General features: G+C 72.3%; 17 protein-coding genes and 1 pseudogene. 14 read left to right on the top strand and 4 right to left on the bottom strand.

Annotated features, from left to right (window positions below):
- Positions 1-96: 96 nt before the first annotated feature.
- Positions 97-1512, top strand: coding sequence for an aspartate aminotransferase family protein (locus JNW98_RS19340; protein ID WP_223769511.1), 1416 nt, complete (start codon positions 97-99; stop codon positions 1510-1512).
- Between the two features lie 129 nt (positions 1513-1641).
- Positions 1642-2007: a hypothetical protein gene (locus tag JNW98_RS19335; protein ID WP_223769510.1), complete on the top strand. Its 366-nt coding sequence runs from the start codon at positions 1642-1644 to the stop codon at positions 2005-2007.
- Between the two features lie 19 nt (positions 2008-2026).
- Here the strand turns inward: JNW98_RS19335 and JNW98_RS19330 are convergent, their stop codons facing one another.
- The gene (locus JNW98_RS19330) at positions 2027-4333 is read right to left on the bottom strand and encodes an NACHT domain-containing protein (RefSeq protein ID WP_223769509.1); all 2307 of its coding nucleotides are present in this window, start codon (positions 4331-4333) and stop codon (positions 2027-2029) included.
- Positions 4334-4434: 101 nt separating this feature from the next.
- Positions 4435-5229 carry a tyrosine-protein phosphatase gene (locus JNW98_RS19325; RefSeq protein ID WP_223769508.1) on the bottom strand — a complete coding sequence of 265 codons (795 nt, stop codon included), beginning with the start codon at positions 5227-5229 and terminating at the stop codon, positions 4435-4437.
- A 168-nt stretch (positions 5230-5397) separates the two neighbouring features.
- Here JNW98_RS19325 and JNW98_RS19320 point away from each other — a divergent pair, with 168 nt between their 5' ends.
- Complete coding sequence (locus JNW98_RS19320; protein WP_223769507.1) at positions 5398-6189, top strand: SGNH/GDSL hydrolase family protein; 792 nt, start codon at positions 5398-5400, stop codon at positions 6187-6189.
- Positions 6190-6308: 119 nt separating this feature from the next.
- On the opposite strand, the gene JNW98_RS19315 is transcribed toward JNW98_RS19320, so the two are convergent.
- A complete protein-coding gene (locus JNW98_RS19315; RefSeq protein WP_223769506.1) occupies positions 6309-6779 on the bottom strand; it encodes an ATP-binding protein in 471 nt (156 codons plus the stop codon).
- Positions 6780-6923: 144 nt separating this feature from the next.
- Here JNW98_RS19315 and JNW98_RS19310 point away from each other — a divergent pair, with 144 nt between their 5' ends.
- From JNW98_RS19310 to JNW98_RS19295, 3 genes are all read left to right on the top strand, one after another.
- Positions 6924-7790, top strand: a complete 867-nt coding sequence (locus JNW98_RS19310; RefSeq protein ID WP_223769505.1) for a Sco1979 family transcriptional regulator — start codon at positions 6924-6926, stop codon at positions 7788-7790.
- Positions 7791-7793: 3 nt separating this feature from the next.
- The gene (locus tag JNW98_RS19305; protein WP_223769504.1) at positions 7794-8054 is read left to right on the top strand and encodes a DUF397 domain-containing protein; all 261 of its coding nucleotides are present in this window, start codon (positions 7794-7796) and stop codon (positions 8052-8054) included.
- Positions 8055-8545: 491 nt separating this feature from the next.
- Entirely contained in the window at positions 8546-9373 is an 828-nt protein-coding gene (locus JNW98_RS19295; protein WP_223769503.1) for an SAM-dependent methyltransferase, read from the top strand.
- On the opposite strand, the gene JNW98_RS19290 is transcribed toward JNW98_RS19295, so the two are convergent.
- Positions 9357-9953: a carboxymuconolactone decarboxylase family protein gene (locus JNW98_RS19290; RefSeq protein WP_223769502.1), complete on the bottom strand. Its 597-nt coding sequence runs from the start codon at positions 9951-9953 to the stop codon at positions 9357-9359. The genes JNW98_RS19295 and JNW98_RS19290 overlap by 17 nt on opposite strands.
- Before the next feature lie 249 nt (positions 9954-10202).
- Between JNW98_RS19290 and JNW98_RS19285 the strand changes: the two genes are divergently transcribed.
- The 8 genes and pseudogenes from JNW98_RS19285 (at position 10203) to JNW98_RS36910 (ending at position 15151) form a co-directional block, all read left to right on the top strand.
- Positions 10203-10850, top strand: a complete 648-nt coding sequence (locus tag JNW98_RS19285; protein ID WP_223769501.1) for an alpha-ketoglutarate-dependent dioxygenase AlkB family protein — start codon at positions 10203-10205, stop codon at positions 10848-10850.
- Positions 10851-11038: 188 nt separating this feature from the next.
- Positions 11039-12223 (top strand): MBL fold metallo-hydrolase, encoded by a 1185-nt coding sequence (locus JNW98_RS19280; protein ID WP_223769500.1) that lies wholly within the window; start codon positions 11039-11041, stop codon positions 12221-12223.
- A gap of 14 nt (positions 12224-12237) precedes the next feature.
- Complete coding sequence (locus tag JNW98_RS19275) at positions 12238-12786, top strand: hypothetical protein (RefSeq protein WP_223769499.1); 549 nt, start codon at positions 12238-12240, stop codon at positions 12784-12786.
- A gap of 357 nt (positions 12787-13143) precedes the next feature.
- A pseudogene (locus JNW98_RS36915) lies at positions 13144-13329 on the top strand (DUF4158 domain-containing protein); the annotation flags it as partial.
- Between the two features lie 5 nt (positions 13330-13334).
- Positions 13335-14555, top strand: coding sequence for a DUF4158 domain-containing protein (locus JNW98_RS19270; protein ID WP_308015630.1), 1221 nt, complete (start codon positions 13335-13337; stop codon positions 14553-14555).
- Positions 14453-14686 carry a Tn3 family transposase gene (locus JNW98_RS19265; RefSeq protein WP_223769512.1) on the top strand — a complete coding sequence of 78 codons (234 nt, stop codon included), beginning with the start codon at positions 14453-14455 and terminating at the stop codon, positions 14684-14686. The genes JNW98_RS19270 and JNW98_RS19265 overlap by 103 nt, the downstream gene beginning before the upstream one ends.
- A 31-nt stretch (positions 14687-14717) precedes the next feature.
- Complete coding sequence (locus JNW98_RS19260; RefSeq protein WP_223769498.1) at positions 14718-14993, top strand: recombinase family protein; 276 nt, start codon at positions 14718-14720, stop codon at positions 14991-14993.
- Positions 14918-15151 carry a helix-turn-helix domain-containing protein gene (locus JNW98_RS36910; RefSeq protein WP_223769497.1) on the top strand — a complete coding sequence of 78 codons (234 nt, stop codon included), beginning with the start codon at positions 14918-14920 and terminating at the stop codon, positions 15149-15151. The genes JNW98_RS19260 and JNW98_RS36910 overlap by 76 nt, the downstream gene beginning before the upstream one ends.
- Positions 15152-15255: the final 104 nt, after the last annotated feature.

Here is a 15255-nt window from a genome sequence, read left to right as displayed (position 1 = left end):
CGCCGAGATCGCCGGCCGGATCAGCGCGGTCCTGGCCCGCAAGGACGCCGGGAGGGGCCCGGGCCGGGCCGCCGTCCCGGCGCGTAAGGAGAACGCATGACCGTCGAACCCGCCGAGGACGCGGTAGGTACCAAGGGCTTCGACCTCGCCCGGCTGCTCGCCGAGCGCGGCGGGGAGCGGTACGAGCTGCACGCGCGGCACCTCAACCACCAGCTGCCCCGGATGCTGCACACCATCGGCTTCGACAAGGTGTACGAGCGGGCCGAGGGCGCCTACTTCTGGGACGCCGACGGCGACGACTACCTCGACATGCTCGCCGGCTTCGGGGTGATGGGCCTCGGCCGCCACCACCCCGTCGTCCGCAAGGCCCTGCACGACGTGCTCGACGCCTCGCTCGCCGACCTCACCCGCTTCGACTGCCCGCCGCTGCCCGGCCTGCTCGCCGAGAAGCTCCTCGGGTACGCGCCGCACCTGGACCGGGTGTTCTTCGGCAACAGCGGTACGGAGGCGGTCGAGACCGCGCTGAAGTTCGCCCGCTACGCCACCGGCAAACCGCGTGTCCTGTACTGCGCGCACGCCTTCCACGGCCTGACCACCGGGTCGTTGTCCGTCAACGGCGAGAGCGGCTTCCGCGACGGCTTCGCCCCGCTGCTCCCCGACACGGCGATCGAGCTGGGCGACCTCGACGCGCTGGAACGGGAGCTGCGCCGCGGCGACGTCGCCGCCTTCGTCGTCGAGCCGGTCCAGGGCAAGGGCGTCCACCTGCCGCCGCCCGGCTTCCTGCGCGCCGCCCAGGAACTGCTGCACCGGCACAAGGCGCTGCTCATCGCCGACGAGGTGCAGACGGGGTTGGGACGTACGGGGAAGTTCTTCGCCTACCAGCACGAGCAGGGCGTCGAGCCGGACCTGGTGTGCGTCGCCAAGTCGCTGTCCGGCGGCTACGTGCCGGTCGGGGCCACCCTGGGCAAGGACTGGATCTTCAAGAAGGTCTACTCCTCCATGGACCGCGTCCTCGTCCACTCCGCGAGCTTCGGCTCCAACGCCCAGGCGATGGCGGCCGGGCTCGCCGTCCTGTCGGTGATGGAGGACGAGCGCGTCGTCGAGAACGCCCGCGTCACGGGGGATCTGCTGCGGTCGCGGCTGTCCGCGCTCGTCGACAAGTACGAGCTGCTGCACGACGTCCGGGGCCGGGGCCTGATGATCGGCATCGAGTTCGGCCGGCCCAAGTCGCTGGCGCTGCGGGGTCGGTGGACGATGCTGCAGGCCGCGCGGAAGGGGCTGTTCGCGCAGATGGTGGTCGTGCCGCTGTTGCAGAAGCACCGGATCCTGACGCAGGTGTCGGGGGACCACCTGGAGGTCATCAAGCTGATTCCGCCACTGATCGTGGGGGAGCGGGAGGTCGACCGTTTCGTGGCGGCGTTCACCGCGGTGATGGACGAGGCGCATGGCGGCGGCTCGCTGATGTGGGACTTCGGGCGGACGCTCGTCAAGCAGGCCGTGGTGAACCGGTGAGGTGCCCCGCCGGGCGGGGAGAATGAGCCCCTCCGGCATGTGACACGGTCATGGCCGAAAATGCTCTCCTCAAGCCTTCACACAGGCCATTGAATGCGGCCAACACTCTTCAGGCTTGGGAGACACCTCATGAGACGACTCCGCACCGCGGGTCTGGCACTGCTCGGCGCGACGCTCGTCGCCTCCATCGCGGCGAGCCCCGCCCAGGCGTCGCCTGGCGAGACCCGCACGGTGTGCGCCGACTCGATGACCCCGGAGGGCTGGGTCGACGTCAACTGGGGTACCAGCGCCTCGTGCCGCGTGATGAGCGGCTCCAACATCAAGATGATCAAGCAGCTGGACGGTCTCCCCGTCGGCACCCAGGTCAACGCCTGCGCTTCCGCGCAGCCGCCGAGCGGCTGGGTCAAGGTCCAGACGTACTACAGCGGTGGCTGCGTGGTCTTCGTCAACTCCTCGTTCACCCCGAACTCCTGGCTGCTGAAGAAGGTCTCCTGACCGGAGGGCGGTGAGCCCGTCAGGACGAGGTCGGCCGCGTCGCCAGGTGGTCCCGGAGCCGGGCGTGCCGGAACTGGTAGACGGGGCCGACCTGGCGGAGGATGCCGAGGCGGTGCGCGTCGGACAGGAACGCCTGGAGCCGCCAGGGGAGTTCGCCGCGTGCGGCGAGGAGCAGGCGGGCGAGGGTGTAGTGCGGCCAGGAGTGGGCGGCCAGGGCGAGGAACGAGCCCCAGACCGCGCCGTGGACGAGGCCGACGACGGCCGCGAACATGGTGGTGCGCAGCGGGGTGGACGGGACCCAGGGCATCGCCCGGAAGACGGCCTCGGGCAGGACGAAGACCACCGCGCAGGCACCTGCGCCGATCAGTGAGATCAGGCGGTCGGCCCGGATGGAGGACGCGGCGGTCGCCACCTCCTCGCCGGTGGCCGGGGCCCGTATCCAGTCCAGGGCCGCCAGGCCGGTGCCCGCCACGCCACCGATCAGCAGGCCCCACGGGACGGATCCGGGGGGAAGGACGGACTGGTAGCCGGCCATCGTGTACCCGGCGAAGACGGTCTCGCTGATCGCGGTGACACTGGTGACGAGGACGAGCGCCCGGACCAGCTGTCCGCGCCAGTGCCGCGGGGCGGGGCGGCCGAGGCTTGGGGTACGAGGAGGGGTCGGCAGGCCGACCCCCAGCAGCACGAGCCAGACGGCGAAGCAGAAGAAGCCGATGGAGGCCAGCAGCACCGAGGCGGGAGCGCCGCGGTAGTAGTACCACGACGACGGCGGCAGGGCGAGGCCGCCGGCCAGGGCGACGGCGGCGGCCAGGGCGGCCGTCCGGGGCAGGGTACGGTCCCGGCGGGTGATCAGGCCACTGAGGACCAGCATCGGGGGAAGGGCGAGGCTCTCCATCGCCGACTGGGGGAACCAGCGCAGGGCCTCCGTCCGGGAGGGCGCGTCCAGAACGGCCATCAGGAACACCGTGACCAGCAGGAACTCGGCGCAGGCGAGCGAGGTGAGCGTCGCCGCCCGGCGCCAGGGGCCGGCGAGGGCCGGGATCCACTGGTGCAGCTGCCACCACGCCAGGTCGTCACCGCCCTGGGCGTGCGTTCCCGCCGCGAGACGCGTGAGGTAGTCCCGGGCCTGGCGGGGGTCCCAGGCCCGGGTGGGGTTCTGCTGCCGGGCGCGCCGGTAGAGGCTCGGGACCAGCGCGTCGAGGAGGTGGCACTCGATGTCGGCCGGTGTGGGGAAACGTTCCTCGTCGACGAGTTCGGCGGGGTCGCGGCCGTGGTCGCCCCCGTCGCCCTCGTCGGCGGTGCCGGCGTAGACGGACCGGGCGAGGGCGACCATCAGCGGGCTGCGCAGTGCCTCGGCGGCCGGGCACCGCGGCTCGCGGGCGAGCCGCTCGGCCACGGTGCTCCAGCCGTCCTGACGGGACCCCGGCGGCGTGGCCCGGCCCAGGAAGGCGAGGGCGTCCTCGGCGCGTACGGGCGCGGGCTCCAGAACCGCGGCTCCGGACAGGAAGCCGCGTTTCCGCGCCGCTTCCGCGTAGTCGTCGGTACGGCAGGTGAGGACGAGCGGGGCGTCGGCCGGCAGGGTCCTGTCGAGGGAGGCCAGCGCCGCCGCCCGGCTGCGCTCGGGGAGTTCGTCCAGGCCGTCGAGAACGGGGACGAGACGGTGCTCCGTGAGGAGGTCGTCGATGACGCCGGTCCCGTAGGTCTCGGTGTCGATCATCGCCGGGTAGTCCGCGGCGATGCGGCGGCGCAGCCAGTTCCCGGCGCTCTCGCGCTCGGGGTCGAAGGAGGAGAGCGAGAAGAGGACGGGGACCGGGTCGCCGGCGGTGCGGGCGCGCAGCAGCGCGAGGACGAGCAGGACGGCGAACGTCGTCTTCCCGGACCCCTCCGTTCCCAGCACCACCAGGCGCCGGCGGGCCAGCGACCCGAACGCCTCGGTCAGCGCCCGGGGTTCGTCCGCCCGGCAGACCACCGCGGTGCCCACGAGCTGACGGCGGTCGGACACCTCCGGGCAGGCGCAGTCCGACCAGACCAGCGGCAGCGGTTCCGGACCGTACAGCTGCCGGAGAATCGCTTCTTCCTCCCACTGCCGGCGCACCGTGCGGGCCAGCACCTCCGCCGCGTCCGCGACCTGCGCGCTGCCGGCGCGCCGCCGTCCCCCGCCGGCGCGCCACGCCCACGCGGACACCACCCCGAACAGGGCGACGACGGCGCTCACCACCGCGGCGGCGGCCGATATCCGCGCCGGGTCGCGCAGCGGCCACACCCACAGCAACCCGCCCCCGACCGCGGCGCACAGCGCCCAGGCCACCGTCCATCGCCCACGCATACCGAGTGAAACGACGTGTGTTCGGCGGGAGTTACAGCGGTCGCGGCCCGGTCTTCTGTTCCCACGGACCGGGGGAGCGGACGGGGGTCGCCCCCGTGCCGTCAGTCCGTCAGCAGGCGCTCGCGCAGCCGTTCGCGGTCGGTCGGGGAGAACCCCAGCCCCTCGGAGAGGTACCGCTCCACCGTCCCCCACCCCTCGTCGATCGTCGCGAACGCCTCCGCCAGGTACTCCGCCCGCGCCGCGAACAGCGGTGTCAGCAGTTCCAACGCCTCCGGCGGCAGCGGCGTCGCGCGGCGGACGGGGAAGCGCCGGTGCGGTGCGTCGGAGAGCAGGTAGTCCGCCTCGACGGCGTCGCGGGGGACGCCGAGGGCGAGGAGGGTGACGGCGACGGCGAGGCCGGCGCGGTCCTTGCCGGCGGCGCAGTGCATCAGGGCGGGGACGTCGCCGTCGGCGAGCGCGCGCAGGACGCCGCCGTGCTCGGCGGTCCGGTGGGTGATGATCGACCGGTAGGAGGCGGTCATGCGGGCGGCGGCCCGGCCGTCGGAGAGGAGGGCGTGCAGCTGCTCCGCGCTGCCCTGGTGGACCATCCGCCAGAACTCGTCGCCGTCCGTCTGGTCGCTCATGGGCAGGTTGACGTGCCGGACGCCGGGCAGGGGCACGTCCGCGCCCTGGTGCGCGATGTCGGCGGCGTTGCGGAAGTCGAAGACGGTGTGCAGGCCGAGCGAGCCGAGGAACGCCGCGTCCGCCTCGGTGGCCCGGGCCAGGTGGCCGCTGCGGAAGAGGACTCCGGGCCGTACGCGCCGCCCGTCGGCGGCCGGAAGGCCGCCCAGGTCGCGGAAGTTGCGGACCCCCGCGAGCAGGGGGTCGGTCGTGGGGACCTGCGGCGTCTGGGTCACGGGCGCTCCTCCGGTCGTCGGCGGCGCCGAGGGGCACACGGCGCCGGTCCGACCTTACGTCCGCCCTATTCCGGATGAGGTGACTCAATCGGGGTGGGATACATCACGGCACGTCAACCCCTGGTTACGGTGGCGTAGGTCACTTGGGAGCAGGAATGATGTGCTGACGTGGCAGACGATTCGAATTCAATGAGCAAGAGCGCGATCGGGTCGTACGCAGCCGTCGGGGACAGCTTCACCGAGGGCGTCGGCGATCCGGGGCCCGGCGACTCGTTCATCGGCTGGGCCGACCGACTGGCCGTACTCCTGGCCGACGAGCGGGAGGAGCACACCTTCCGGTACGCCAACCTGGCGGTGCGCGGCAGGCTCCTCGACCAGATCGTCGAGGAGCAGGTGCCGCGGGCGAAGGAGCTTTCGCCCGACCTGGTGACGTTCTGCGCGGGGGGCAACGACATCCTGCGGCCGGGCTCCGACCCGGACGACGTGGCCGAGCGGTACGAGGCGGCGGTCGCCGACCTCCGGGCCTCGGTCGGCACGGTGCTGGTGTGCACCGGCTTCGACACCCGGGACGTCCCGCTGCTGAAGCACCTGCGGGGCAAGATCGCCACGTACACGGCGCACGTCCGCGCCATCGCCGACCGGCACGACTGCCCGGTACTCGACCTCTGGTCGCTGCGCTCGGTGCAGGACCGGCGGGCCTGGAGCGACGACCGGCTGCACCTGTCGCCGGACGGGCACACGCGGGTGGCGCTGCGCGCGGCGCAGGTGCTGGGTCTGGCGGTGCCCGCCGACCCGGACCAGCCGTGGCCGGCGGAGGACCAGCGGACGCCCGCCGAGGTGCGGCGGGACAACATCCACTGGGCGCGGGAACACCTCGTGCCGTGGATCGGGCGGCGGCTGCGCGGCGAGTCGTCGGGCGACCACGTGGAGCCGAAGCGGCCGGACCTGCTGCCGCTGTAGCGGTCCCGGACGTCGCATGGCGTACGGATCGGGCCCCGGTTCCATCCCTCTCGCGGGGATGGGACCGGGGCCCGATCCGTCGGATGCGGTCCTTTTTCGAGCGAGGGCGGGCGTCCCGCCTAGGGACAGAGCCGGCGGTGCGGCAGGTCGGCCCAGACGACCCGGCCCCTCCCGGCGTCGTCCGGCCGTACGCCCCACGCCTGTGAGAGGGCGCCGACGAGCAGCAGTCCCCGCCCGCTCTCCTCGTCCGTCCCGCTGCAGCGCGCCCGTGGTTCGGTGGAGGCGCGGCCGTGGTCCGCGACCTCTATGCGCACCAGCGCCTCGTTCACCCGCAGATGGCAGCTGACCTTGTCGCTGTCCGTGTGCCGCACCGCGTTGGTGAAGAGTTCCGACACCACCAACCGGGCGTCGTCGCACGCGGTTTCGTCGATGCCCCACTCCCGCAGCCGGGTGAGGACTCGTCTTCGCGCCTCCGCCACCGAGGCGTTGAGGGCCGGGAAATTGAACCCGTAGGCATGGGCGACCTGCGGGCGCCCGCCGAAGCAGCCGCCGCGGCGCCCCAGCAAAGGTGCGTCTTGGGAGGGGACCACTCCGCAACTATGTGCGATGCGAGTCAGATGTGGCAAGCTTCAGTCTGTAAATTGCAGAATCGAAAGCACAGCCTGTCGGCTTTGCGAACTGCATGGCACACTGCTGGTCACAGACGGCAGTTGGCGCGGCAGGAGGAGGGGACAGTGGGGGACGCGCGGCCGGCAGGGGCTCCGACCGTGCTGCGTGTCGTACTCGGCAAGCGGCTGCACGACCTGCGCGAGCAGGCCGGGCTCTCCTTCCAGGAGGCGGGCCGGGCGCTCGACGTCACGCACGCCACCATCCGCCGGATGGAGAAGGCCGAGGTCGGCCTGAAGGTCCCGTACGTGGAGAAGCTGCTGCGGATCTACGGCGTCGAGGACCCCGCCGAGGTCGAGGGCTTCCTCGCCCTCACCCGGGAGGCCAACCGGCCCGGCTGGTGGCACCGCTTCCGGGACGTGCTCCCCGAGTGGTTCAGCGCCTTCGTCAGCCTGGAGGGCGAGGCCAACCTCATCCGCGCCTACGAACCGCACTACGTCCCCGGGCTGTTGCAGACGGAGGCGTACGCCCGGGCGGTGCTCCGCGCCGGGCAGCCGCACGCGCCGGACGCCGAGATCGAGCGGGCCGTCACCGTCCGCCGCGAGCGGCAGCACCTGCTCGTCCGCGAGAACGCGCCCCTGCTGTGGGTGGTGATGGACGAGACGGTACTGCGCCGCCCCATCGGCGGCCCCGACGTGATGCGGGCCCAGGTGGACCGGCTCATCGAGGCCACCGCCCTGCCGAACGTGCGGCTCCAGGTCATCCCGTACGCCGCCGGGCCGCACCCGGCGATGTACGGACCGTTCCACATCTTCCGGTTCCCCATCGAGGAACTCCCGGACATCGCGTACGCCGAAAACCTCATCGGCGCCTCCTATTTCGACCAGCGCGAGGACGTCTCGGCCTTCCTGGAGGCACTGGACCGGATGTGCGCGCAGGCCGCGCCGGCACACACCACCAAGGCATTCCTGGGTGGCATTCGTAAGGAGATCTGAACCATGGATCGCATATACAACGGCATGCCCGCCACCGACCTCGGCACCGAGGGCTGGCGCAAGCCGTGGAGCGGCGGCAACGGGGGAAGCTGCGTCGAGGTCATGCGCCTGCGGGACGGCCGGGTCGCCCTGCGCCAGTCCACGGACCCGGAGGGGCCCGCGCTGATCTACACGCACAGCGAGATGGAGACGTTCATCAGGGGCGCCAAGGCCGGCGAGGCGGACTTCCTGCTCGCCGGGGCGGCGGAGGGGCCGCGGGCGTGAGCGGCGCGGCGGTGGCGGGCCCGCGGCCGGCCGGCGCGGGCCGTACGGTGGCCGGCGCGCGCCGCCGACGGCAGTGAGCCGCCGACGGCAGTGAGCCGCCGACGGCAGTGAGCCGCCGACGGCAGTGAGCCGCCGACGGCAGTGAGCCGCCGACGGCAGTGAGCCGCCGACGGCAGTGAGCCGCCGACGGCAGTGAGCCGCCGACGACAGTGAGACGTCCCGCTCCGCCGGTGCCGCGCACCGGGCGAGGGGTCCGCACGACAGGGACCCAGGTGTCGCCCGGAACCGCGGCGCCCGTACGGTGAACCGCGGGTCACGGGGGTGCCGGCGGAGACCGGCGGGTACGGCGGAGTGGGGCTCAAGCAGGAGTTCGTACAGCAGGAGTTCGTGCAGGGGGAAACGGCACGGCCGTCGGCCGGTCCGGGGGAGGGGGACCCGCCGGACGGGACACCGGGCGGGCGGGCCGCCGTAACAGCCGAAAGGGGCAGGGAGTGACGGAGCAGGGCACGGGCGGCGGGGGATTCGCGGCCGAGGAGATCGACACCAGCAGGCCGCACCCGGCCCGGATGTACGACTACTACCTCGGCGGCTGGGACAACTACGAGGTCGACCGCGCCGCGGCGGAACGTTTCATCGAGGTGATACCCGACGTGCGCCCCGGCGCCCGGGCCAACCGCGACTTCCTGCTGCGCGCGGTGCGCAAGGTCGTCCAGAGCGGCGTACGCCAGATCATCGACATCGGCACCGGCATCCCCACCTCGCCCAACACCCACGAGGTGGCGCAGGAGGTCGACCCCGACGTCCGCGTCGTCTACGTCGACAACGACCCGATCGTGGCGACGCACGCCGGGGCCAAGCTGACCAACAACGGCAACGCGGGCTTCCTGCTGGCCGACGTGCGCGAGCCGGAGAAGATCCTGGCCCACCCGGAGCTGCGCCGCCTGATCGACTTCGACCAGCCGGTGGCCCTGCTGCTCGTCGCCATCCTGCACTTCATCACCGACGAGGAGAACCCGGCCGGGATCGTCGCCACCCTGGCCGAGGCACTGCCCGAGGGCAGCTGCCTCGTCCTCAGCCACGGCACCACCGACTTCCACAGCGAGGCCGCCCGGGCCGCCGCGGACGCGTACAAGAACGCGACCGCCACGGTCACGCTGCGGACGTACGCGGACGTCGTGCCGTTCTTCGACGGCTTCGAGCTGCTGGACCCCGGCGTCGTCCAGGTGCCGCTCTGGCACCCGGACGGCGAGCCGCCGACCCCGGCGGAGCTGGCCAAGGTCGGGTTCTACGGCGGGGTGGGGATCAAGGGCGGCCGGTGACCCGGTTACCGGCGGGGCTTCCCGACGATCCTTCCGCCGGGATGTCGCAGCTGTCCTTGAAGCCCTGACTGGTCAGCCCCAGCGCCGCGTTGGTGCGGGAGCGGAGGTTCTCGACCGAGATCATCTGGGTCAGTTCGACGAGCTGGGCGTCGTTCAGGTGCTTCCGCAACCGCCCGACCAGCGCGTCGTCCACCGTGGGCGGGGTCGCCGTCACCGCCTCGGCGTACTCCATGACGTCGCGCTCCAGCGGCGTGTAGACGTCGCTGTCGCGCCAGCGCGGCACGTCACGCAGCTTCTCGTGCGCGACGCCGTGCTGCCGGTTCTCCCAGTAGCCGAAGTCCATGCACCACGAGCAGCCGATGGACGCCGCCGAGGCCATCACGGCCAGCGCCTTCAGGCCCGGGTCGAGCCGCTTCCAGCGGCCCACGGACAGTTCGAGGACGGACGTGGCGAACAGCACCCCGCCGTGGTGGCCCAGGGCCGACAGCGGGTCGATCACCCGGCCGTAGGCCCGGCGGGAGTACCGGGCGGCGAGCCGGGTGAGCAGGGTGGCGGGCGGGTTCAGGGAGATGCGGGCCATGACGGTGACCGGTCCTCTCGGGTCGCTCGGACCGGCGGCATGCCTGGCTGGTGCTCGGGTCGCCGCCGGTCGGGGATCTTCTTGCGGGGGCAGGACGGGTGAGCGGGTGCGGATGTGACGGGTTCCGGGAAAAATCTTTCTCCGGCTTCCCTCCTCACCGGGCGGCGGCCGGTCCTCCTTGTCGGCCGGTCCTCCTCGTCGGGCGGTCCTCCTCGTCAGGCGGCGGCCGGACGCGCCTAGCCTGGACCCATGCACGACGAACTGTTCCCGCGGGCGCCGGCCGAGGTGGCGCCGGGAGCCGTGCACGTCCCCGGCTGGCTGGACGAGGCCGCCCAGCACCGGCTGCTCCGCGCCTGCCGGGACTGGGCGAGGCCGCCCGCCGGCCTGCGGACCGTCCGGATGCCGAACGGCGGCGAAATGTCCGTCCGGACCGTCTGCCTGGGCTGGCACTGGTACCCCTACGGGTACGCCCGGGCGGTCGTCGACGGCGACGGCACCCCGGTCAAACCGTTGCCGCGGTGGCTCGGCGCGCTGGCCCGGGAGGCCGTGACGTGCGCGTACGGGACGCCGGCCGGCCCCGAGCCGTACGACATCGCGCTGGTCAACTTCTACGAGGCCGGGGCCAGGATGGGGATGCACCGCGACGCGGACGAGAAGTCCGGCGCGCCCGTCGTCTCGCTCAGCCTCGGCGACTCCTGCGTCTTCCGGTTCGGCAACCCGGAGACCAGGTCGCGGCCGTGGACGGACGTCGAACTGCGCAGCGGCGACCTGTTCGTCTTCGGCGGACCGGCCCGGTACGCGTACCACGGCGTGCCCCGGACGTACCCGGGCACGGCGCCGTCGGGGCTGGGGCTGACCGGGCGGCTGAACGTCACGCTGCGGGTGAGCGGGCTGTGAGGGGCCTGCGGGTGAGCGGGCTGTGAGGGGCCCGCGGGGCAGCTCGCCGTCCGCGATGTGACTCGTGGTGACCGGTGGTGTGACCTGCGATGTGACCTGTCGGACGTCGGAAAACGATCAAGACCGATACCGAACCGGCCATGTCGGACCGATAATGGGACGGCCCACTCCTTACCCCTGGAGGTGCCGTGACCGGCTTCCGCGTCCCCAGAATCCCCCTCGACGCGCTGCGCCCGGCCGCCTTCGGCGCCGATCCGGCGGGGGAGCGGATGGCCCGCATCCGGCGCTCGCCCCACTTCGCCGGCGGCGCCTTCGTCAACCCGCCGGGCCCCGAGCGGACCCCGAGCACCCGCTCGATGCTGGGCTACCTGCCCACCTACTTCCGCAAGGAGGAGCGCGTCCGCCGCGCCCCCGCACACCCGATCCCGGTGCACCCCACGACCGTCGCCGACCTGGCCGAACCCGCCGCCTCGGGGCTGCGGCTCACCTGGATGGGCCACTCCAGTGTGCTGACCGAGATCGACGGCCACCGGGTGCTGTTCGACCCCGTCTGGTCCGAGCGCTGCTCTCCCTTCGCCTTCGCCGGCCCCCGTCGGCTGCACCCGGTGCCGATCCCGCTCGCGGAGACGGGACGGGTGGACGCCGTGGTGATCTCCCACGACCACTACGACCACCTGGACATGCCCACCGTCCGTGAGCTGGCCGGGACGGGAACCCAGTTCGTCGTACCGCTCGGCGTCGGCGCCCACCTGGAGCACTGGGGGATCCCGGCGGGCCAGATCACCGAGCTCGACTGGCACGAGACCACGCTCGTCGGCGAACTCACCCTCACCGCCACCCCCGCCCGCCACTTCTGCGGCCGCGCGCTGCGCAACACCCAGCACACCCTCTGGGCCTCCTGGGTCGTCGCCGGCCCCCGGCACCGCGTCTTCCACAGCGGTGACACCGGCTACTTCCCCGGCTTCGCCGGCATCGGCGAGCGCTACGGCCCGTTCGACGCCACCATGATCCAGATCGGCGCGTACAGCGAGTTCTGGCCTGACATCCACATGGAACCGGAGGAGGGCCTCCGCGCCCACCTCGACCTCCAGGGCTCCGCCCCCGCCGAACGCGGCATCCTCCTCCCCATCCACTGGGGCACCTTCAACCTCGCCCCGCACCCCTGGGACGAGCCCGCCGAACGCACCGTCACCGCCGCCCGCCGGGCCGGCGTCCGCTGCGCCGTCCCGCGCCCCGGCCGGCCCTTCGAACCGGCGGCGGGGCTGGAGCCGGACGCCTGGTGGCAGGCGGTCGCGGCGGACTCCCCCCAGGAGCGGGGCGCCGGCCGGGCACCCGCCCCGGCGGCGCGGCTCGACCTGGCGACGGAGCGCTGAGGCGGGCTTTCCGCGTGAGCAGCTTCACCGTCCACCTGCGGCGGGTCCACGACGAGCGCCTCCCGGCCCGGACCCGCCGCTCCGACCTGCGGTCCTGCCTGGTGAACTTCGCGCCCTACGGTTTCCGCGCCACGTACCACCACCTGACCCTGAGCGCGCGGATCCCCGGGAACCCGGAACAGGATCCCGCCGCGCTGGTCCGCGCCGCCGAGGAACTCCACGCCGCCCGGCGCCTCTGGCTGGCCCACGTACGCGCCCACGCGGCGCACCGGAGCGCGGCCAAGGCGCGGGGACGACGCCAGGATCCCGCCAGTGACGCCTGGCCCGCCGCGTACGGACAGCGGCTGGGCTGGCAAGGCATCGCCTTCTGCCCCGACTGGACCGTCCACCCGACCGACCCCCTGCCGGCCGTGATCGAGCGGGTGATCCGCTGGACCCGGGCGCCCGGCGGGATCCGCACGCTCACGTGCCGGGCCTGCGGCTACGACGCCGGGCCCCGGATCGAGCCCGGCACCGGCCCGCCGGCACCGGTGTGCGGGCGGTGCGGCGTCGGGAGGCTGTGAGGGGGCGTTGAGTCACGCTGCCCGTCAGGCGAGGGAGTGCTCCCACCGCAGCACCGGCTTGTCACCGATCCAGGGCGACGACGTTCGAGTGGTGATCCGCCGGCCGCCGATCCAGTACGTGTGCGTGCTGCTCGTGATGTGCAGCCGTACGGCGGTGATCTCCGGCGTGCCGGCGTCCTGCCACGCGGCGAGAGCCTGCTCGATGTCGTCCCAGAGGGGGTAGTTGGATCATCGGCCGCAAAAACAACGGATATGGCTGCGACGGCCTCTGACCAGCCGTGATCCCGTGTCGTGTACGGGAGCCGGATCGTTCACCGCGCAGTGCGGTAAGCCGTCCATACGACTGGACGCCCGCGTGTGAGCGACGGTGGGGGTCTGGTGGCGACGCGAGTGTTCGCGGATGACGATCTGACGCGGCTGCGGGGCTTCCCGGAGATCAATAAGGAAGAGCTGATTCGGTTCTTCACGCTGACGCCGGTGGATGTGGGGTTCATCGATCCGGGCCGGGGCCGGAGTCCGAAGGACCGGCTGGGGCTGGCGGTCCAGCTGTGCACACGCTGCCGTGGCTTGGGTTCGTCCCGGAGGATGTCGCCTCGGCGCCCCCGGTGGCGGTGGCTCGGCTCTCTGAGTGCCTTCAGATTCCTGTGGGTGAGCTGCGGTTCTACGGTGAGCGGAAGCAGACCCGCACCGGGCATCTGCGTGAGGTGACCCGGTATCTGAGCTGGAGGCCGGCGAAGACGCTGGAGTGGAAGGAGCTGGACGAGTTCCTGCTCGCGCGGGCGATGGAGCACGATTCCCCCTCGCTGCTGTTTCGTCTGGCATGTGAGCATCTGGCGTCCTCGCGGGTGGTGCGGCCGGGCGTGGTGAAGCTGCTGGAGCGGGTGGCGAAGGCGCGGGCGGAGGCGGGGAGGGAGACATTCCAGCGGGTGCGGCTTCTGCTGACGCCGAAGCTGACGAGCGAGCTGGACGGGCTGCTGTCCGTGGACCCTGCGGTCGCGGCGACGCGGCTGAACTGGCTTTCCAAGGGCGCGACCGGGGACTCGGCGAACGCGGTGAAGGCTGAACTGGACAAGCTGACGTTCCTGCGCGGCCTGGACGCGCACACCCTGCTGACGGGCCTGCCCGCTGAGCGCCGTCGGTTCCTGGCCGCCCTCGGGCGTCGCCTGACCGCGCAGTCGCTGGACCGGCGCGAGCCGCAGCGCCGTCACCCGATCCTGCTGACGGTGCTCTCGCAGTCCGCCGCCGACGTGCTGGACGAGGTCATCGGCCTGTTCGACCAGGCTGTCTCGGCGCGGGAGAGCCGGGCCCGTCACAAGATGCGCGACGCGCCGGCGGCCCGCGCCGCGGCCGGGGAGGGACGGCAGGCGCTGCTGGACGAGATTCTGCCCGTCCTGGTCGACACCGCCGTCGAGGACGAGCTGGCCGGCGGGATGCTGCGGAACACCATCGGCATGGACCGGCTGCGGGCCGCTCTCGCCCAGGCGAGTGGCAGGCTACCGCGCGACAACGGTCACCTGGCCATGCTGGAGAACTCGTACGCCTACCTGCGGCAGTTCACCAAGGGCAGGTCGACGACGGCGCGTGCCATGAAGAAGTACTTCGCCGGACAGGGCCTGTCCACCTACACCACGTCAGCGACCAGCACACCACATTCGGCACGAAGGTCATCGTCGTCACCCGCCGGGAGGCGCACTACGTTCTGGAGGAAATCATGGGCAACAGGACCGACCTGCCCATCATCGAGCACGCGACCGACACGCACGGCGTGACCCTGGTCAACTTCGCGCTCTTCGACCTTGTGTGCATGCAGCTCTCCCCGCGGATCAGGGACCTGGGGAAGATCACCCTGTACCGGATGGATCCCCAGCCGGACGTGAGCGCGACCTGGTCGGCCAAATAGAGGAGCACCGATTTCTGTACGATCCGGAGCCATGCAGCCGCCCCGCGACCAAGCCGACGACGACTTCCTCGCCCCCGTGCCAGCCAGACGGACCGGCGCCCTCGTCGGGTACGCACGGGTGTCCACGAAGGGGCAACTGCTCGACCGGCAGATCCGCGCCCTCACCGACGCCGGGTGTGAACGCACCTTCGCCGACAAGAAGTCCGGCCAGAACGCCGAGCGCGAGGAACTGTGGAAGGCCCTCGACTACCTCCGGACCGGCGACACCCTCGCCGTCCCCTCGCCCGCCACGCACGTGATCTGCTGACCCGGCCCGGGAACACCGTCACCTCCATCGCCCGGCTCCTCGGCGTCTCCCGGAACACGGTGTACAAGTACGTGCCCGAGCTGAAGGGCGGACGCGTCGCGCTCGCCGAGGCGCCCGCGATGCCAGGACTGCCCAGTCCTGCGCGACCTGTCGAGTAGGGGTGCCGTTGACGAGCAGCGAACCAAGTGACAAGTAACCCGCCGGTAACCTTCGGGTCGAAGGAGGCTCTGTTTTACGGGTGGTTTGCTGGGGTCTGCGCTGT

Origin of the sequence: Streptomyces huiliensis (assembly GCF_020037025.1) — a bacterium.
Taxonomy (GTDB): Bacteria; Actinomycetota; Actinomycetes; order Streptomycetales; family Streptomycetaceae; genus Streptomyces; species Streptomyces huiliensis.
The sequence above is the reverse complement of the archived record's forward strand: the minus strand, read 5'-3'. Positions and strand labels throughout refer to the sequence as shown.